The 18,895-nt window shown below is 56.5% G+C and carries 17 protein-coding genes and 1 tRNA gene; 10 read left to right on the forward strand and 8 right to left on the reverse strand.

The window, feature by feature from the left end; translation table 11 throughout:
* The first annotated feature begins 40 nt into the window (after window positions 1-40).
* Window positions 41-1,282, forward strand: coding sequence for a cytochrome-c peroxidase (locus tag ACR0C5_RS13675; protein WP_480877359.1), 1,242 nt, complete (start codon window positions 41-43; stop codon window positions 1,280-1,282).
* A 31-nt stretch (window positions 1,283-1,313) separates the two neighbouring features.
* On the opposite strand, the gene gcvP is transcribed toward ACR0C5_RS13675, so the two are convergent.
* From gcvP to gcvT, 3 genes are all read right to left on the reverse strand, one after another.
* Window positions 1,314-4,169 (reverse strand): aminomethyl-transferring glycine dehydrogenase, encoded by a 2,856-nt coding sequence (gene gcvP / locus ACR0C5_RS13680; protein ID WP_480877361.1) that lies wholly within the window; start codon window positions 4,167-4,169, stop codon window positions 1,314-1,316.
* Window positions 4,170-4,284: 115 nt separating this feature from the next.
* Window positions 4,285-4,650: a glycine cleavage system protein GcvH gene (gcvH, locus tag ACR0C5_RS13685; protein WP_170775892.1), complete on the reverse strand. Its 366-nt coding sequence runs from the start codon at window positions 4,648-4,650 to the stop codon at window positions 4,285-4,287.
* A gap of 18 nt (window positions 4,651-4,668) precedes the next feature.
* Window positions 4,669-5,763: a glycine cleavage system aminomethyltransferase GcvT gene (gene gcvT / locus ACR0C5_RS13690; RefSeq protein ID WP_480877363.1), complete on the reverse strand. Its 1,095-nt coding sequence runs from the start codon at window positions 5,761-5,763 to the stop codon at window positions 4,669-4,671.
* A 349-nt stretch (window positions 5,764-6,112) separates the two neighbouring features.
* Between gcvT and ACR0C5_RS13695 the strand changes: the two genes are divergently transcribed.
* From ACR0C5_RS13695 to ACR0C5_RS13715, 5 genes are read left to right on the forward strand one after another with little or no spacing between them, the layout of a single operon-like run.
* Window positions 6,113-6,763 carry a histidine phosphatase family protein gene (locus ACR0C5_RS13695; protein WP_170791769.1) on the forward strand — a complete coding sequence of 217 codons (651 nt, stop codon included), beginning with the start codon at window positions 6,113-6,115 and terminating at the stop codon, window positions 6,761-6,763.
* Between the two features lie 11 nt (window positions 6,764-6,774).
* Window positions 6,775-7,389, forward strand: coding sequence for a glutathione S-transferase family protein (locus ACR0C5_RS13700; RefSeq protein WP_480877365.1), 615 nt, complete (start codon window positions 6,775-6,777; stop codon window positions 7,387-7,389).
* A 13-nt stretch (window positions 7,390-7,402) separates the two neighbouring features.
* Complete coding sequence (locus ACR0C5_RS13705; protein ID WP_480877367.1) at window positions 7,403-8,446, forward strand: saccharopine dehydrogenase; 1,044 nt, start codon at window positions 7,403-7,405, stop codon at window positions 8,444-8,446.
* A gap of 12 nt (window positions 8,447-8,458) precedes the next feature.
* Window positions 8,459-8,707 (forward strand): SemiSWEET family sugar transporter, encoded by a 249-nt coding sequence (locus tag ACR0C5_RS13710; protein ID WP_170775820.1) that lies wholly within the window; start codon window positions 8,459-8,461, stop codon window positions 8,705-8,707.
* 21 nt (window positions 8,708-8,728) lie between these two features.
* On the forward strand, window positions 8,729-9,871 hold the full coding sequence (locus ACR0C5_RS13715) for a saccharopine dehydrogenase family protein (protein WP_480877369.1): 1,143 nt from the start codon (window positions 8,729-8,731) through the stop codon (window positions 9,869-9,871).
* 79 nt (window positions 9,872-9,950) lie between these two features.
* Here the strand turns inward: ACR0C5_RS13715 and ACR0C5_RS13720 are convergent, their stop codons facing one another.
* From ACR0C5_RS13720 to ACR0C5_RS13735, 4 genes are all read right to left on the reverse strand, one after another.
* The gene (locus tag ACR0C5_RS13720; protein WP_170775824.1) at window positions 9,951-10,154 is read right to left on the reverse strand and encodes a hypothetical protein; all 204 of its coding nucleotides are present in this window, start codon (window positions 10,152-10,154) and stop codon (window positions 9,951-9,953) included.
* Between the two features lie 48 nt (window positions 10,155-10,202).
* Window positions 10,203-10,430 (reverse strand): DUF1127 domain-containing protein, encoded by a 228-nt coding sequence (locus tag ACR0C5_RS13725; protein ID WP_170775826.1) that lies wholly within the window; start codon window positions 10,428-10,430, stop codon window positions 10,203-10,205.
* 433 nt (window positions 10,431-10,863) lie between these two features.
* The gene (locus ACR0C5_RS13730) at window positions 10,864-11,907 is read right to left on the reverse strand and encodes a formylglycine-generating enzyme family protein (protein WP_480877371.1); all 1,044 of its coding nucleotides are present in this window, start codon (window positions 11,905-11,907) and stop codon (window positions 10,864-10,866) included.
* Between the two features lie 450 nt (window positions 11,908-12,357).
* On the reverse strand, window positions 12,358-14,214 hold the full coding sequence (locus tag ACR0C5_RS13735) for an SLC13 family permease (protein ID WP_170787540.1): 1,857 nt from the start codon (window positions 14,212-14,214) through the stop codon (window positions 12,358-12,360).
* A gap of 522 nt (window positions 14,215-14,736) precedes the next feature.
* Here ACR0C5_RS13735 and ACR0C5_RS13740 point away from each other — a divergent pair.
* The 4 genes from ACR0C5_RS13740 (at window position 14,737) to ACR0C5_RS13755 (ending at window position 18,376) form a co-directional block, all read left to right on the forward strand.
* Window positions 14,737-15,063 carry a potassium channel family protein gene (locus tag ACR0C5_RS13740; RefSeq protein WP_170775830.1) on the forward strand — a complete coding sequence of 109 codons (327 nt, stop codon included), beginning with the start codon at window positions 14,737-14,739 and terminating at the stop codon, window positions 15,061-15,063.
* 175 nt (window positions 15,064-15,238) lie between these two features.
* Complete coding sequence (locus ACR0C5_RS13745; RefSeq protein WP_480877373.1) at window positions 15,239-16,318, forward strand: AI-2E family transporter; 1,080 nt, start codon at window positions 15,239-15,241, stop codon at window positions 16,316-16,318.
* Window positions 16,319-16,338: 20 nt separating this feature from the next.
* Window positions 16,339-17,379: an HlyD family secretion protein gene (locus ACR0C5_RS13750; protein WP_480552996.1), complete on the forward strand. Its 1,041-nt coding sequence runs from the start codon at window positions 16,339-16,341 to the stop codon at window positions 17,377-17,379.
* Window positions 17,369-18,376, forward strand: a complete 1,008-nt coding sequence (locus ACR0C5_RS13755; RefSeq protein WP_480552994.1) for a DUF2955 domain-containing protein — start codon at window positions 17,369-17,371, stop codon at window positions 18,374-18,376. Before ACR0C5_RS13750 ends, ACR0C5_RS13755 begins: the two co-directional genes overlap by 11 nt.
* Window positions 18,377-18,804: 428 nt before the next feature.
* On the opposite strand, the gene ACR0C5_RS13760 is transcribed toward ACR0C5_RS13755, so the two are convergent.
* Window positions 18,805-18,881 (reverse strand) — tRNA-Met (locus tag ACR0C5_RS13760).
* Window positions 18,882-18,895: the final 14 nt, after the last annotated feature.

An 18,895-nucleotide genomic window follows, 5' to 3' on the forward strand; every position in this document is an offset into this window, starting at 1 on the left:
GGTTTTCTTCCTTTTCGTCGGATCAGCTGCGGCTCAGGATTTGCCGCGCCCGCTGAGCGATGATGACTTCATCCTCTTTGATATGGAACAGGCTGCCATCGGTCATCAACTGTTTTACGACCCCATCCTTTCAGGCAACCAGAACATATCCTGCGCCCATTGCCACCACCCGGATTTCGGCACATCGGACGGGCTGTCGCTTGGGATTGGAGAAGGCGGGCGGGGGCTGGGACCGGACCGCACGCCCGGTGTGGGTAAGGACAAGATCCGCAAACGCATCCCGCGCAACTCTCCGGGGCTGTGGAACCTTGGCGCGAAAGAGATTCACACCGTATTCCACGATGGCCGCTTGAGCATCTCGGATGTCTACGGCAACGGGTTTAATTCTCCGGCACAGGAATGGCTGCCTGAGGGACTGAACTCGCTGCTCGCCGCACAGGCGCTGTTCCCGCTGACCTCACAATTCGAAATGGCCGGCAATGTCGGCGAAAATCAAGTGACCGGAGCGGTTGCCGACAGGATTGATCTGGGCTGGCCGATCCTTGCCAAGCGCGTGCGCACCGATCCGCGCTATGGCCCGGCAATGGTCGCTGCTTTTGATGAGGTCAACACGACCGAGGATATCACAATCACCCAGATCGCCAACGCCTTAGCCGCGTTCATGGCGGTTGAATGGCGCAGCGCCGACAGCGCGTTCGATCAATACCTCGCGGGTGACTCCTCGGCGCTGACGGCAGAGCAGAAAGATGGGCTGGATCTTTTCTATGGCAAAGCGCAGTGTTCCATCTGCCATTCCGGGCCGCTGATGTCAGATCAGGAATTTCACGCCTTGGCCTTGCCCCCTTTTGGGCCGGGCCGCACGCGGCAATGGGACCCCTATGTGCGCGACGTTGGCCGCATGGGGGAAAGCGACCGGCTGGAGGACGCCTATCGCTTTCGCACGCCGATGTTGCGCAACGTGGCCTTGACGGCGCCCTATGGTCATAACGGAGCTTTCCCCGACCTCGAGGGTATGATCCTCCATCACCTGAACCCTGAAAACAGCCTATCGAAATGGAATCGTGATATGGCTGACCTGCCGAACGTTCCTTGGTTGCACAAAGCCGACTTCGTCGTCTGGGACGACCGGTTGGAAATGGCGCGTGTGCGCGGCAAGATGGACATCACGCCATTGGAATTGTCCGAAGCTGACATCGCAAGTCTCGTGGCATTCCTCAACGCACTGACGGGATCCAGCGTGGACTCTCCACCATTCGGGGTACCGAAAGGCTTCGTTCCCTAAGAAAAACCCCCGCTGGGCGGGGGTTTTCTTTTTATTCCGCCGCTTCCGCGTATTCTGACATTGGAGGGCATGTGCAGACGAGGTTTCGGTCTCCGTATGCGTTGTCGACGCGGTTGACGGGGGACCAGTATTTGTCGACGCCCATGGAGCCCGGAGGGAAACAGGCCTGTTCGCGGCTATAGGGCCGGTCCCAGTCGCCGACCAGATCGCGCACCGTGTGGGGGGCGTTTTTCAGCGGGTTGTTTTCCGCATCGATCTTGCCGTCGATGATGTCCTGCGCCTCGGAGCGGATCGAGAGCATGGCGTCGCAGAAGCGGTCCAACTCGTCCTTGGGCTCGGATTCGGTGGGCTCCACCATCAGGGTTCCGGCAACCGGCCAGCTCATCGTCGGGGCGTGGAAGCCGCTGTCGACCAGACGTTTGGCGATGTCGTCGACGCTGACATGCGCCGCCTCGTCCAAGGGTCGGGTGTCGAGGATGCATTCATGCGCCACACGACCGGATTCGGAGGTGTAGAGGATCGGATAGGCATCCTGCAGACGCGCTGCGATATAGTTGGCGTTCAGGATCGCCACTTTGGTCGCCTGCGTCAGACCCGCGCCGCCCATCAGCAGCACATAGGCCCAGCTCACTGGAAGGATCGAGGGAGAGCCAAAAGGCGCCGCCGAGACCGGCCCCACGGCGGTGCCGTATTCCGGGTGACCGGGCAAGTGCTCTTCAAGGTGTGCCTTGACACCGATCGGGCCCATGCCGGGGCCGCCGCCGCCATGCGGGATGCAGAAGGTCTTGTGCAGGTTCAGGTGGCTGACATCGCCGCCGATATCACCGGGGCGCGACAGGCCGACCATGGCGTTCATGTTGGCCCCGTCGATATAGACCTGACCGCCGTGGTCATGGGTGATCTGGCAGACCTCCTGCACGGTGGTCTCGAACACACCATGGGTCGAGGGGTAGGTGATCATGCAGCCGGCCAGATGATCCGAATGCTTCTCGGCCTTGGCGCGGAAGTCATTCAGGTCGATATTGCCGTTCTCATCCGATTGCACCGGCACCACCTGCCAGCCCACCATCTGCGCCGAGGCCGGGTTGGTCCCGTGCGCCGAGGTTGGGATCAGGCAGACATTGCGGTGCCCTTCGCCGCGGGCGAAGTGATAGTTGCGGATGGTCAGCAGGCCTGCATACTCGCCCTGCGCGCCCGAGTTGGGCTGCTGGGAGATCGCGTCATAGCCGGTGATCTGGCACAGCTTGTCGTTCAGATCGGCAATCATCTCATGATAGCCCTGCGCCTGATCTTCCGGAGCAAAGGGGTGCAGATTGCCGAACTCGGGCCATGTGACCGGGATCATCTCGATCGTCGCGTTCAGCTTCATGGTGCAGGATCCCAGCGGGATCATCGCCCGGTCCAGCGCCAGGTCGCGGTCGGCCAGACGGCGCATGTAGCGGGTCATCTCGGCCTCGGCCCGGTTCTTGTGGAAGATCGGGTGAGTCAGATAGGGCGTCTCGCGCAGGGCGTAATCCGGCAGGCGGTACGCCACGTTCGAGCTGTCATCCTGACGGTCGATGCCGAAGGCGCCCCAAACCGCCTCAATCGTCTCGGCGCGGGTCTGTTCATCCAGGCTGATGCCCACTTTCGTCTCGCCGACCTTGCGCAGGTTGATGCCACGGGCAACGGCGGCCTCCATAACGGTGGTCTGCAAGTGGCCGACCTCGACCGTGATGGTGTCAAAGAACACTTCGGGTTCGACCGAGAAGCCCGCCTCTTCCAGACCGGCGGCCATGCGCGAGGTTTTGCGGTGCACCGATTGCGCAATCGCCTTGATGCCGTCGGGGCCGTGATAGACCGCGTACATCGAGGCCATCACCGCCAGCAGCGCCTGCGCGGTACAGACGTTCGAGTTGGCTTTTTCGCGGCGGATATGCTGCTCGCGGGTCTGCAGCGCCAGGCGGTAGGCCTTGTTGCCCCGGCTGTCGATGCTGACACCGATGATCCGGCCCGGCATCGCGCGCTTCAGCTTGTCGGTGGTCGCCATATAGGCGGCATGGGGCCCGCCATAGCCCATCGGCACGCCAAAGCGCTGGGTCGATCCGATGGCGATATCCGCGCCCATCTCACCGGGGGATTTCAGCAACGCCAGCGACAGGATGTCGGCGGCGACGATGGCAATCGCTTTGTGCTCATGCAGCGCCGCAATCTCGGCGGTGAAGTCGCGCACATGGCCGTGGGTGCCGGGGTATTGGAAGATCGCGCCAAAGACGGCGCCCGCGTCCAGTTGGTCGGGGTCGGCCACCTGCACGTCGATGCCCAGAGGCTCAGCCCGGGTTTTAATGACCGCGATGGTCTGCGGGTGGCAGTTGCGGTCGACAAAGAAAGCCGCGTTGTTGGCCTTGGACCGGCCACCGCGTTTGGCCATCGCCATAGCTTCGGCTGCGGCGGTGGCTTCGTCCAGCAACGAAGCATTCGCCACGTCCAGCCCGGTCAAGTCGCTGACCATAGTCTGGAAGTTCAACAGCGCCTCAAGCCGGCCCTGGCTGATCTCGGGCTGATAGGGCGTATAGGCGGTGTACCAGGCCGGGTTTTCCAGGATGTTGCGCAGGATCGGCGCCGGCGTGGTGGTGCCATAATAGCCCTGACCGATCAGCGAGGTCAGAACCTTGTTCTTGCTCGCCACCTCTTTCATGTGGAACAGCGCATCGCGTTCCGTCATCGCCGGACCCCAGTCCAACGGCTCTTTCTGGCGGATCGCGGGCGGGACGGTGGCGTCGATCAGCGCGTCCAGCGTCTTGAAGCCGATCACCTTGAGCATGTCGCGCATCTCGGTCGGGCTGGGCCCGATATGGCGGCGATTGGCAAAGTCATAGGCTTCGTAGTCGGTCAGTTTGAAAGCCATTGCAGCGCTCCTATGAATAAGTCAGGTCGGGCGGAGACCACGCAGGCCTCCGATACATCATCACGAGCCGGTTCGGCCCGAACGGGCGAAGCCCTGTACAGGGCCCCGGTCTGGATCAGCCGATGAAGGCCTTGTAGCCAGCTTCGTCCATCAGATCTTCGAGTTGCGACGCGTCCGCGATCTTGATCTTATAGATCCACGCCTCACCCTCGGGGTCTTCGTTCAGCGCGCCGGGATTGTCGGCCAGTGCTTCGTTGACCTCGGTGATCTCGCCATCCACCGGCGCATAGAGTTCCGAGGCCGCCTTGACGGATTCGATCACGCCGATCTCGCCGTCTTTCTCGAACTCGTCACCCACTTCCTGCTGTTCCACGAAGACCACATCGCCCAGCTGCTCGGCGGCGTGCTTGGTGATGCCCAGCGTGGCCGTGTCGCCGTCCACATCCAGCCATTCATGTTCTTCGGAATAATAGGTTGCCATGGTCTTTCTCTCCTGACTTCAACGCTTGTAATTCTGGGTGACGAAGGGCAGCGCCACAACCTCGGCCGGTTGCGGCTTGCCCCGGATGATCAGGTTGACCACCTCGCCCGGCGCGCCATGGCCCGCCGCCACATAGCCCATCGCCACCGGTCCACCCACCGTGGGGCCAAACCCGCCCGAGGTGATCTGGCCAATGCTATTGCCCTCGGCGCATTGGATTTCCACGCCCTGACGTGCAGGCGCTCGACCTGTCGGCTTGATGCCCACCAGCTTGCGTGCAGGCCCGTCGGCCAGTTCCTTTTGGATACGCGCAGCGCCGGGAAAGCCGCCCTCCTCCTTGCGGCGCTTCTGGATTGCCCAAGCCAACGAAGCTTCGATCGGAGAGGTGCTCTGGTCGATGTCATTGCCGTAAAGACACAGCCCCGCCTCCAGCCGCAGGCTGTCGCGCGCGCCCAGACCGGCGGCTTCACAATCCTCATGCGCCAGGAACGCGCGGGTCACTTCTATGGCCTTGTCCTCGGGGATCGAGATCTCGTACCCGTCCTCACCGGTGTAACCCAGGCGTGAGATACGGCATTCAACGCCGTTGATATCCGCCACCGTGGTTTCCATGAACTTCAGATCCCGCGCCGCAGGGCAGAGATCGCCCACCACATCCTCGGCCTTGGGTCCCTGCACCGCAACCAGCGCACGGTCGAAGATCTCGGTCACTTCGACGCCGTCCAGATGTTCGCGCATATGCGGAATGTCCTGATGCCGCAGCGCCGCGTTCACTACCACAAAGTAATGGTCCCCCGCATTCGACACGATCAGGTCATCCATGATCCCGCCGTCTTCGTTCGTAAAAAAACCGTAGCGCGCTTTGCCCTCTTTCAGCGTCGCAAAAGCCTGCGGGCACAAAGCTTCCAGCTTCTCCCCCACATTCTCACCGCGCAGAATCACCTGACCCATATGGCTGACGTCAAACACCGCAGCCCTCTCGCGACACTGCAAATGCTCACCCATAATCCCCAAAGAATACTGAACAGGCATCTCCCACCCAGCAAAATCAACCATCTTCCCGCCCAACTCAACATGCAAGTCATACAAAGGCGTGCGCCGCGGTAATGTCATATCTATAACCTTTCAAAACCTGGCATCCCGTACCGCCGCGTTATTTGCGCTGGTCGCTCAAAATGATCCCACCACAAGCTTCCGAGGTCTCAGCCGCAAGTCAACAACCTTAAACACAAGACCCAACTCGGCGGGTGAAACCAGAGGTGTATACGGGCGCATACAGCAGTTTTGTAGCGTATAGGAAACTTTTTTCCGTTACGCAACACTTGAAATTGCCGATGCAACCCAAGTCATTTCTGCTTTCCCGCAAAGCGCGCGCCAAAGGGTGAAATTCCCTGGTTCAGGTCCGAAGCCTCTGGTCCCTCGGTTCAAGCTGTCATAAGACTTCGCCCCGGAAGGGACGGACATGTCACATATAACTCTGATACGCCACGGTCAGGCCAATACCGCCGCGCGGGACGAAGCTGATTACGACAAGCTGAGCGAACTGGGACATCAGCAAGCGCGTTGGCTGGGGGCGCATCTGCGCGACACACAAGCCAACTTTCCTCGGGTCTATTCAGGAACGCTGAAACGCCATTTGGAAACAGCGGCCAGCATGGGTTTTCCGAACCCCGTGCAAGATCCGCGTTTGAACGAGATCGAGTATTTCAACATCGCCAAGCTCTATGAAACACAACACAACGTGGCCGTGCCCACAGACCGCGAAGGGTTTGTGGAACACCTGCCCCGCACATTCGCCGCGTGGGCGAGTGGTGAAATCGCCAACGCACCAGAAACGTTTGAGACCTTCGAAACCCGCGTGCGCGACGCTCTGCACGATATTGGAACCGCAGGGGGCCCTGCGATTGTGGTGACATCAGGCGGGCTGATCTCGATGGTCGTGCGGCAGGCGATGGGGCTGGATATCCCGGCGATGGCGCGTGTGGCGCTTGCCATCATGAATACGTCGATGCATCGTCTGCACCCAATTGGTGCGCAGCTGAGCCCGGTGCTGTTCAATGCAGTGCCGCATCTGGAAGCACCCGATCGGCAATACGCCCAGACCCACCTGTAAGGAGGCCCTTCATGCAGCTTTACTATGCTCCCCGTACGATTTCAGTCGCCGCGGCCATCGCCTTGGAAGAGGCCGGGCTGGAATACGAGGCGATCAAGCTGGATTTCGCAGGCGGTGAGCAGACCAAACCCGCCTACAAGCAAATCAACCCTAAGGGTCGTGTGCCAGCGCTGGTAGTAGACGGAGGTATCCTGACTGAAACGGGCGCACTGTTGGACTATATCGCAACCATAGCGCCCGAGGCCGGGCTTGTGCCCTCTGATCCGATCATGGCCGCGCGGATGCGCGAGGTGATGTACTACCTTGCCTCGACCATGCATGTGAACCACGCCCACAAGATGCGCGGAGCGCGGTGGGCTGACAAGCAATCCAGCTGGAAAGACATGCAGGGTAAGGTAGCGCAGACGATGACCGCGTCCTGCGACTATATCTCCTCGAACGGGCTGCGTGGGCCTTTTGTACTGGGGGATGAGTTCTCGCTGGCGGACGCTTATCTGTATGTGGTCTGCAGTTGGCTCGAGAGCGACGGCGTTGACGTTACAGCCTTTCCCAAGATTATCGCGTTCCGAGACGCGATGGAGGCGCGGGCATCGGTGCAGACCGTACGCGCTGCCGGAATGCTCTGAAAAAGGAACGACGATGACACATCTCTGGGTCCGGGCAGAACAGCGCCCGAACGAAGAACGGGTTGGGCTGACCCCCAAAGGCGCCGCAGCTTTGATCGCCGCAGGCATCCGCGTGACGGTCGAGGAAAGCTCGGTCCGCGCCATCCCGCTGGACGGATATAAGGCGGCCGGGTGTGAGGTCGCAGCTGAGAACTCCTGGCCCCAAGCCCCGCTGGACGCGATAATCTTTGGCCTTAAAGAACTGCCAGAGGACGGCACGCCCCTGCCCCATCGCCATATCATGTTCGGCCATGCTTATAAGGGCCAGCATTCTGGACGCGCCCTATTAGAGCGTTTCAAGACCGGGGGCGGAACGCTTTATGATTTGGAATATCTGGTCGACGAAGACGGCCGCCGGGTCGCTGCCTTTGGCTATTGGGCCGGTTATGCGGGCGCGGCGGTGACACTGAAAACATGGGCTGCGCAGCAGCGGGGGCAGGAATGCCCTCCGGTCGGGGTGTTCCCCAACAAAGACGCGCTGAACGCCGAGTTGCTGGCCGAGCTGGACGCCACGGGCACCCGCCCCCGTGCTATCGTCATAGGCGCCTTGGGCCGCGTGGGCACGGGTGCTGCGGATTTGTGCGAGGCGATGGGAGTCACTGTTACAAAGTGGGACATGGCCGAGACCGCCAGCGGTGGACCCTTCCCCGAGATCCTCGACCATGATCTGTTCCTGAACTGCATCTTCGCTCGCCCCGGCACGCCGATCTTTGTCCCGCGCGAGGCGCTCAGCGCACAGCGCAACCTGACCGCCATCGGAGACGTGGCCTGCGATCCGGACAGCGACTATAACCCAGTGCCAGTCTATGACCGGGCGACCACATGGGACGCCCCCGCGCTGCGCGTGGCCACCGACCCGGTGATGGACGTGATGGCCATCGACAACCTGCCCTCGATGCTGCCGGTCGAAAGCTCGGAAGACTATGCCACGCAACTGCTGCCCTCCCTGCTGACCCTGACCGATCTGGACAGCGGCGTTTGGGGCCGCGCACGGGCCGAGTTCGTCAAACATTGTTAGGCAAGGCGAACCATGGAACACCTGATTGGGGCAACAGCGGCAATTTTGGGAACAGTATGCTGGTTGCCTCAAACTCTCAAAACTTGGCGCACCCGCGAAACAAAAGACCTGTCCCTTCCCGCCAACTTGCTGATTCTGACCACGCTGACACTGTGGCTGATCTATGGGCTGATGATCGCTGCGTGGCCGTTGATCCTTGGCAATGTGATATCGATCCTGCTTGTCGGTGCGATTGTAACTGCGAAACTTAAATTCGGCTGAAAGCCAAAAAGGAGCATACGAATGACCATCCATTGGTGTGGCACCGGCCTGTCGGCCATCCCCGGCCTGCGCCGCCTGATCGTGGGCGGTCACAAAGTCACCGTCTGGAACCGGACCATCGACAAGGCCAAGGCTGAGGTCGGCGACCTGACGGATGACATTCGCGCATTTAACATAGACGCTTTGGGCGCGGTGTTGGAAAAGGGCGATGTGATCGTATCCATGCTACCCGGCGACTGGCATGTACCGCTGGCCGAATTGGCGATCTCCAAAGGCGCGAACTTTGTGTCGTCATCCTATATCGCCCCCGAAATGCGCGCGCTGGATGACAAGGCGCGCGAAGCGGGTGTTACCATTGTCAACGAGGTCGGGCTGGATCCGGGCATCGATCACCTGATGGCGCACGCATTGGTCGCTGACTACCGCGCCTCGGATGCTTTTGACGCGCAAAACCACCTGAGCTTCATCTCCTATTGCGGCGGCATCCCCAAAAACCCCAACCCGTTCCGCTATAAATTCAGCTGGTCGCCTCTGGGCGTTCTGAAAGCCCTGCGGTCGCCGTCAAAATCCATCCGCGACTACGCGCCGCTGGACGTTGCCCGCCCGTGGGATGCCATCACCAGCTATATTGCACCGCTACCCGCTCCCGAAAGCTTTGAGGTCTATCCCAACCGGGATTCTCTGCCGTTCATGGCCGAGTACCAATTCGAGGATCACTGGACCGTCAAGGAATTCGTCCGCGGCACTCTGCGCCTGAACGGCTGGGCCGATGCCTGGGCGGACGTATTTACCGAGATCGAGACCCTCTCGGGCCCCGAAGGTGACGCGCGTTTGAAAGAGATGTCGGATCAGTTCTGGGCCGAGAACGCCTATGACGCGGGCGAGCCTGACCGCGTGGTCCTGTGCGTGGGCCTGAAAGCCGAGAAGGACGGCATTCCTGTCTGGCACAAAACCTACGTCATGGACGCGTGGGGCGACGCGCGGGGCACGGCGATGGCGCGCCTTGTCTCAGTGCCGGTGTCACTAGCCGTCGAAGCGGTTCTAAACCGGGCCATTCCAGCCGGGGTTCACGCAGCACCCAGGGACCCGAAACTCGTGGAAACATGGATGGCCGAGATCGACAGGCTGGCACAGCACCTACAGATAGAGACCCACTGCAACTGACCGTTCAGCTTGAAAAGCCATTCCAAGGACCCCGGAATGGCTTTTTCGATAAGACGCTATCCAACCCTGCGTGATGCGGTCAGATATACCTGTCGATTGTTGTTTCGATATCGCTGCGATTGATCCCTAGCTCTGAGAGTTTGCGATCACTGAACCCGTCCAGATATTGTGCGGCACGAACGATATCGGCTCTGATTGCCTGGATCCTCATCGCTCTGTCAAACAGCAACAATGCGCTTTCGGCCGGGGTCAGCCTGCCATTCAATGAAACGTCATCAAACATATTCAGGGTCCTTCCTTCTTTGCTACTTTGAGCTGGTCGAGGGCCATGTCAGTTGTGGTAAGAAACGCCGCGATAGACACTTTGGTAAGCGCGCTGTTTGATCTCGGCGCGCGGGACGCCGATATCCGCCAACTGTGCATCATTCAGGCTTTCCAACTCCCGCACGGTCTTTGCGAAAATCCGCCGCCGAAAGAGCTCGGTCCGTGCCTCTGCATAGTCTGCTATCATCCCGGCAAAAACGTTTTTCGGCGCTGGGGCGGCATGAGTATTGGCCATGGTAATTCCTCCAATTCCTAGTGTCCTGTTGATGTCGTACAACAGATAAAGGAGGCGGAAGTTAAGGCTGCTATTCTGAACGATTAAGGAAAGTTTAGGCGAAACTGAAAGCGTGTTTTCGCTTTGTCTGACGGTGTCAATCTAAGCAGAACGAGATGCGTTCAGAAATTCTCTATCCCTTTTTTTGGGACTATGAATTGATGTCGTTGCGCTGTGCCTTTTTCCAGTTTTTCTGAAATCTCTTCCTCGGTCGCCTCAGTCTTTGGGATTATGTTCGAGGGGAGATTGATGCGATCACGTGAGCCAGAAAACGTGACCTTAGGTGGTTGTCCGTACAGGTTCCCCTAAGCTCGTTGGAAGCCCCGCAAATGGACCAATTACTGTGTGGGGATCTCTGTCACCATGGACTCAAGTCATATTAACTCTCCAAAATTTAGTCGTAATAATTCAATTCTCTGCGTACACGGAACCCAACTGCATTCCGCCGACTCGTTTCATAGCCTCTTCCACGAGAAGCCGTACGCGCATAGTTCATTGCAAAGCGGTAAGCTCCTCCACGAGTTACTCTTAGTTCGCAATCTAAAAGTTCCGCTTCGACCAAATAACGGCTGGACATCGGCCACCCTTCGTATCTCTTAGACCAACAAGACATCGTCAATTCCGCAACATTGCCTGACATATGCCTTAGCCCCCACGCGTTCGCGGCATTGAGTTGGTCAACCTGTACAGGTAGCCGGCGTGAGACCAGATCAGGGCGATCTACTCCCAACATCTTCGCGGTCGCGGAACCGCTAAAGTTTGCCTGATCAGTAGAAACCTCTTCGCCCTGGGCAAACAGCGTCTGAGTTCCCGCCCGCGCGGCGTATTCCCATTCAGCCTCGGTTGGCAGCCGATAGACCTGGGCTCCAACCTTTTGATTAAGCCAATTCGTATAACTAATCGCATCTTCAAACGAGACGTAGATAACCGGGAAATTTCCGGTCAATGACACACAGGAACCATCGATCTGAGGAATACAATTTTGCGGAACGATCCCGCCACAGCCCCCATCTTGGACACACGCCATCCATTGATCGTAGGTTACTTCGTTGCGCCCCATTGCAATTGGAATGTCGATTTCTACACGGTGAACCGGACCCTCATGTTTTGCGATGTAAGGAGCCTCCGGCGTAGCGGTACGCGTTTTTCCATCAGCAAAATACTTGGTTCGCCGAGATTCCCTTGGAGGCCCACCCATCATGAACTCACCCACGGGAAGCGCGATCATCTCGGGGCAGACATCGCATTCCTGAAACATCTCAAGCGGCGCGACGGTCGTGCCGTCCTCTAATTGATGTTCCGCAGAAAACACCGTCGCCGGAACAGTCAGAAGCGCAGCTATGAGGAGTGCTTGTTCCACTGCCCTAGAGCAGTGTTCAGCCCTTTGGCCAAAGTCAAACGGAAGAGATGCCCAAATAGAAAACAATAGTGAATACATACTCGCCACCCAACACAATCAGTCTCTGTTGAAAATACTAATTCTGATTCAACTAGTTGATTAGCTAGTCATGAACCGATGAGCCTCACAAAACCGTTACTCATAGTGAAATTGTTAGTGAGGAGAAAACCGGACCTTAAGCGCCGGGATCCGTGTCTGCCATCCAACTGGCTTTTCGGACGTTCAACGGGACGCAAAATAGCAATCCGTTTGAAGGTCGGGACCGAATTTGTTGTGACCCGCGTGCTTTCCAATTCGGGTTTGAAATTTGCAATGCAATTGATGCGCCGAGCGTGCCAAACTCGTGAAAGTTCTCGGCTAAAATAGACAGATTGGGCATGGGCGAGTTCAGATGACCAGTGGAACCCGGTAAGCGGCAAAAAGTTAAAACCGGCATCGTTAGGTTTTGGTTTGGTGCCTAAAGTTTGATATCTGTTCCCGTCAGTCGGTTCAGAAAATCACATTGAGCATCACCAAGGAAACCAACAAAAACAGGACGGTCATGATGCCCCCGGAACGCACAAAGTCCATTACCTTGTAACCCGCGGGCCCCATAATCAGTGCGTTTACCTGATGGGTCGGAATGATGAAGCTGTTCGAGGTCGAGATTGCAACTGTTAGCGCAAAGGCCGCTGGGTTTCCGCCGGCAGCTACGGCAATTGAAACAGCAAGGGGCACGAGCAGCACGGTTGCCCCGACATTCGACATAACCAGGGAAAACGCGGTGGCCAATATTGCGACACCGGCTTGAAGCGCCCAAATCGGCCAACCGTTCAAAATGATCATGATTTGCTGGGCGATCCAAGCTGCGGTGCCGGTATTTTGCACCGCCTGCCCCAGAGGTATCAGGCATGCCAGCAGGAAAACCGTGTTCCATCCGACTGCCCTGTATGCCTCATCGACACTGAGTACCCGCGTGAGCATCATTCCAGCGGCGCCCGTCAGAAGGCAAAGGGACAAGCGAACGTCGGTGAACAGTATCAGCGACAGCGATATTGCAAAGAAGGCCAAAGCCCAACCGACCTTCTGAGGCCGTAGCTCATCTTGCGGAAAATCTGTTGTCACAACCACAAAGTCTGGATCCTTTTTGACCCGCATCAGGTTGTCCCACCTCGTATGCGCGACAAGCATGTCGCCTGCGTGAAACTCTTCAAGTCCGATCTGAGTGGACGCGTGCGTATCAGTCTCGACGTGACTGAGAGTTTCTTCTCCTCGATGAATAGCAAGCAATGACATGCCGTACGTCTTTCGGAACAAAAGCTCGCGGGGGCATTTCCCGATCAGCTTGCTATCAGGTGTCACGACGACTTCGGCTATTCCGGCATTGGTTGGCGCAAACTCTTCTACGAAGATATCCAGTTCAGGAAGAACAGTCAGACCAAATTTCTCTGCAAACTGTTCGACAACCGAGCGGTTCCCTATGATGGCAAGCCGGCACGGAGCGGCAATCTCGGCGGTAAGAACCTGAACCATGGAAGTCTTACCGCGATAAAATGTGGATATTATGTAGAGATGATTTTCATGGTTGATGTCAGCCAGTATCTGCCCGACCAACGGGCTTTTTTCTGGCACGATCACTTCGAAAATATCCGCCTGCAAGCCGTAAACCCGTTGCAGGTATTCCTGCGTACCCTGTCCTGTGCCGGTGTTGTCGGACCCGGTGTCTTCAGGCAGCACCCAACGCCCAAACAGAAGAAAATAACCGATCCCGGTCAGGATTAAGGCCGCGCCAATTGGCGCTACCGAGAACAGCCCGAAGGGTTGGATTTTTTGGCCTTCAGGTAGCCCCTCGTTTGCAGTCTGGACCAGGTCGTTCAGCAAAATCAGCGGAGAAGACCCGACCATAGTCATCGTGCCGCCAAGAATGGCGCAAAACCCCATGGGCATCAGCAGGCGGGACAGGGGTATTCCCGACCTCGTAGAAATGCGGCTGACGACCGGCAAAAACAACGCAGCCGCTCCGACATTCTGCATGAATGAGGATATGATGCCGACCGTTCCTGACACAATCGACAGGACCCGGCTTTCAGCCGTGCCGCCATATTTTAGAATGACCGCCGCAACCTTGTTCATGATACCAGTTTTATCCAATCCGGCACCGACGATCATGACCGCGATAATAGAAATCACAGCGTTCGACGCAAACCCATCGAACAGATGCGAAACATCCGCCAGGTTCTCAAGCCCGGGTACGTAGCTGAGAAGTCCGACGAGAACCAGAACCAGTATGGCGGAGAGGTCAATTCTGACAATTTCTGACACGAACAAGAAGACGGTGAAGGCCAACAAAACGCAAACCACACCCATCTCAAACGTAAAGGTAACTTGTTCCAAGGAGCCCACCGAGACTTGGATATTCTATTTAAAGTAAAAACCTAAACCATCGCGCCTACGCTGTCATGAAATTTCGCTTTTTGGCCAAGCTACGAAACAAAATTTCAGGGCAAAGTAAAAGGGTTTCGCTTCATGGTGAATGCGGGGAACCACGTTCCACCGTCGCCTGTAACAGAATACAGCCCGAACCGGACATTCAAAAACAGACTGTGCAGTCCCTGTTAGCGGACCCTACTGACATTGGGAAAGTGGATTTCGCCAATGCGGTATGAACTTGAAATTTCCGTTAGCCTTTCGTTGCAAGTGTCGCATTTCACCATTGCCGTCACTGCCGATAGAGTAACAACAGAACTGAGTAGTCCTAAAGCGGTTGGGCGAACAGTCGGTTACAATTTCCGCACGATACGCGCGGAGAGAGCGCACAAGATTTTCGGGCTAGTACGAAAAAATTCAAAAAATAGTATATATTTGTTTTTACCTTGATATTGTCGCTTTATGAATTCGATAGCCAGAATTACGCGAGGAATAGGCGTCGCCTTTAAAGATGGCAGGGTCAAAGGCCTTCTGGCCTTCACAACCGGTATGATCCTGTGGGCGTCTGTATTCTATCGCTATGTCGAAGGTTGGAGTTGGCTCGACTCCATCTACTTTTCTGTTGTGACAATATCGACTGTAGGGTTTGGCGACTTTTCTCCTGAAACCGCAGCAGGCAAAATCTTTACAATGTTCTACATCATCGTGGGGCTCGGCATTTTCGTGACTGCAGCGACCACGGTGGCGGATACAATCCTGTCCCAAGATGACACCAAAGGGGACGACTAATTTTTGCTCCAATGAGCCAACCCAATTTCATACGCAGGCTATACATCTACAGACCAGCCCTCTGAAATACGAATTTACAAGAGAATTCAGGTTGCTGCAGGTCCCTCCAATTTAAAAATATACATATTTCGTTTTTTGAGTGTAACATTCAGAAAACAAATATTGGAGGGATGGTATGGAAAAGACCCAGGACGCGAAGATTGTCGATCTCGCGATAAGACTGCTGTTTCTCGGACTATTCCTTTACAGCGCTTTGGTAATGGTGGCACCGCTGGCAAGCGTGGTGATCTGGGCGACGATCCTATGCGTCGCACTCTATCCAGTTTTCGATTGGCTACAGTCCAAGTTGGGCGGGCGGAAGAAACTTGCTACGACGATTTTGGTTTTGTTAGGTCTTCTTCTGACTTTGGGGCCGGTCGCAACAGCGGTATCGGGGGCAGCCGAGCTTGGATCTGAGTTTGCAGAGCAAGCTGACAGCGGCGAGCTAAAAGTCCCACCGGCACCAGAAGGGCTAAAAGAGCTGCCCCTGGTCGGCAACAAGATTTCTGAAGTTTGGGGCTTATTTGAACGAAACCTTGATGGCGCGCTTGCCAAATACGGCGCGCAGATTCTTGAGATTACCAAATCGCTGTTCGGACGGGTGCTAAGCATCGGACTTGGGCTCTTGGCACTGGCTTTGTCCGTCTTGATTATGGGTGCCTTGTTCAGCCCTGGCCCAAGTCTTGTGCAAGGCCTTCAGCGTTTTGCCAACCGAGTCTTTGCGCCCCGAGGCGGCGAATTCGTTACACTGGCAGGCGCGACGATCCGCAATGTGACAAAGGGTGTGATCGGCGTGGCTGCGATTCAGGCGGTCGTAGTTTGGGTATTGTTGGCGCTGTTCGGGATTGGCTCGGCCGCGACGCTGGCGTTTATTTGCCTGATCCTTTCGATTATCCAAATTGGACCCGGTTTGGTTCTTCTGCCAGTAGTCATCTACGCCTGGAGTACCATGTCCGGTGGCACAGCGTTGATCTTCACCGTACTGGCCGTTCCCGTAGCGATAATGGACAGCTTCCTAAGGCCAGTATTTATCTCAAAAGGCCTTGAGACACCTATGCTAGTCATCCTCATCGGTGTTCTCGGCGGCATGATGGCGTATGGCTTGATCGGAATTTTTATGGGGCCTGTTCTGTTCGCTGTATTCTATGAACTGTTCAAGGTCTGGATCGATGCGCCTGCAGAAGCCGAAAGTGAAGCTGATGGAGCGGCGAAATGAGAAAGACGATTTGGACCACTTTGGCCGTCATTCTTATTTTCCTCGTCTGGTACCTTGTCGCGGACCGCAAAACCCCGTTTACCGGGAATGCCAGAGTAAAGGCCGTCGCGACCCAAATTGTTCCACAGGTCACCGGTACAGTGACCGAAGTTCTTGTCGAAAATGGACAGGTTGTCTCGGCAGGTGATGTTCTGGTTCGGATTGACCCCAGGCCCTACGAAATTCAACGCGACAAGGCCGAAGCTGATCTGGAAGCCGCTACGCAGGAAGTGGGCGCATCCTCGGCAGAGGTGAGGGCTGCGCAAGCCAAATTAGCCCGGGCCCAGAGCGATCTGGATACGATGCGGATTCAAACAGAGCGCGTGTTTGCGCTGGAAAGAAAGGGATTGATCGCCGTCTCAAAAGCCGATGATGCCCGAGGTCAATTGGCAGAGTCTGAGGCAAGTTATGAGAACGCTAAAGCGGATTTGGAAAAAGCAAAGCAGAGGTTGGGTGACGACGGGATCGAAAATCCAAAAATACAACGCGCATTGGCAGCCTTGGCAGATGCAGAGCTAAACCTCGAGTGGACGGAACTTCGCGCTCCGGCGACGGGTGTCATATCCAATTTGTTGATAGCCCCTGGTACATACGCACGATCTGGTCAGGACCTTTTGACGTTCCTAGATGCAACCGACGTTTGGATTGAGGCGTATTTTACTGAAAACAACTTAGGCCGAGCTGCAATAGGTTCTCCTGTCGATGTCGTGTTGGATATGCATCCCGGTAAAATCGTCCCGGGTGTTATTGAGAGCTTCAGCGCGGCCGTATCTTTGAGCGGAGGCGATGAACCCGGCCAGTTGGCGAGCCCGCCAAGTACCAAAGGGTTTCTACGCGAACCAGAACGGTTCCCTGTTCGGATCGTGCTGCCGGGGTATGAGGCCGGAAGCGCCGAAGACGACCTACGCTTCCAACTTAACGGGCAGGCCGACGTGATCATGTATCTGAGCGACAATTCCCTGCTGAACATGGTCGGGCAGACCTATATCCGTTTGGTTTCGATTCTTTCCTATGCCTATTGAGGGCCGGAAATCCATTTTCAGGCTCGCCTTGGGTGTGACCGGCGTCTTTACCTTGGGCCTGTTTTTAGGATGGCCCTTGGCGGTTGTAGGGGCAGTTTTCACTGCGCTCTTCCTGCAAGCACCCGCTGCGCTGCCGTTAGCAGCATTCACCAAATTGTTTGTTTTCTCGATAGGATTGATGTTCATCTCATTTCTGTTGTCGTCGATCTTCGCACCCTACCCAGTGGTATTCCTTATTCTGGTGGCCATCGGGATCATCCTGTCCTTCATGTGGTCAGTTTCAGGGGCTGGTGTTCTACCTGGTGTCATCGCGCTTATGGGGGCATTGATGATCCCGAACCTCGCCCTGCAATCGCAGGACCTGGCGCTTGTGCTCGTGTTCTGGATACCGATAAACCTGCTATTTGCAGGTTTCGTATCGACGCTGATGTTTGTGCTGATCCCAGCAGATCTTCAATCAGCCGCCGAGAAGAAAGCTGACGCGCCACCCGTATTTGATCCGCACCGGCGGATCGTCAGAATGTCACTTGTGACTGTGCCATTTGCCATGGTGTTTTTTCTATCTGGCGCATCTGCCCTATTGGTTCTGTTCTTCGTCGCCCTTTTGAGTCAGCAACTGGCAGCCATGCCTTCAATGGGTAAGACCGTCGCTAAAGCGATGTTGACAGCAAACCTGCTTGGAGCTGCGGTGTCGATCATCTGTTATGAAGTAAACGTGATCGCACCGGTTATTCTGACGCCAATTTTGTTATGTCTGTTCTTCTGCTTCACCCTCGGAGCGCTTGGAAAGTCTCAGGCCGCTCTCGCCGCGGCAGCCGGCTCGGCGTTGACGACTGTCCTGATCGTTTATGGTGGGTCGATTGCGCCATTTTCGGATGAGGCCGACGTCAAAAGTATTACGCGCGTTTTGCAAGTCGCAGGGGCCGCATTCTTCGTAATTGTCGCCTATGTCATAGTGGACGAGTTCTGGCCGGAGAGGGAAGTGCAGGTCGCTTGAGCTTGGCGCGGCCCTACGCAGGGTTCAGCCCGTATTGCAGCGTCAGGGTGTGAACATTGCGTTCAGTCGGGAAGGCAAAGCTGGGATGCGGGTGATAGAAATGACCAGTCGGTGAGAATTCTCTCCCCAACAAATGCTCAAGCGCTCGACCTGAACGGTCGGGAACTTCTACTATTGTTCTACCTCTTCGGATGTTCTTGCGCAGCGCCTATATGCACTTTGCGGACAAAGCCTCCATTGGATTCCCCCTATTCACAGGGAAATGCTTCAGTCAAAGCACTCGTGAACAGAATTTGTGCGGGTACGCTTCTTCTAGGCTGCCTAAGTTTGCTCTGTCGCGTAGCACCGGTGTAGCACCGGGCTCCAATAGGCCAAACGCAAGAAGCGCCCTTTGGGGCGCTAAGTGTTTGATATCTGACTGAGAGTATTGGTTGCGGGAGCAGGATTTGAACCTGCGACCTTCAGGTTATGAGCCTGACGAGCTACCGGGCTGCTCCATCCCGCGTCAGAGTCAGATTT

The organism is Ruegeria sp. N8 (genome assembly GCF_056531325.1).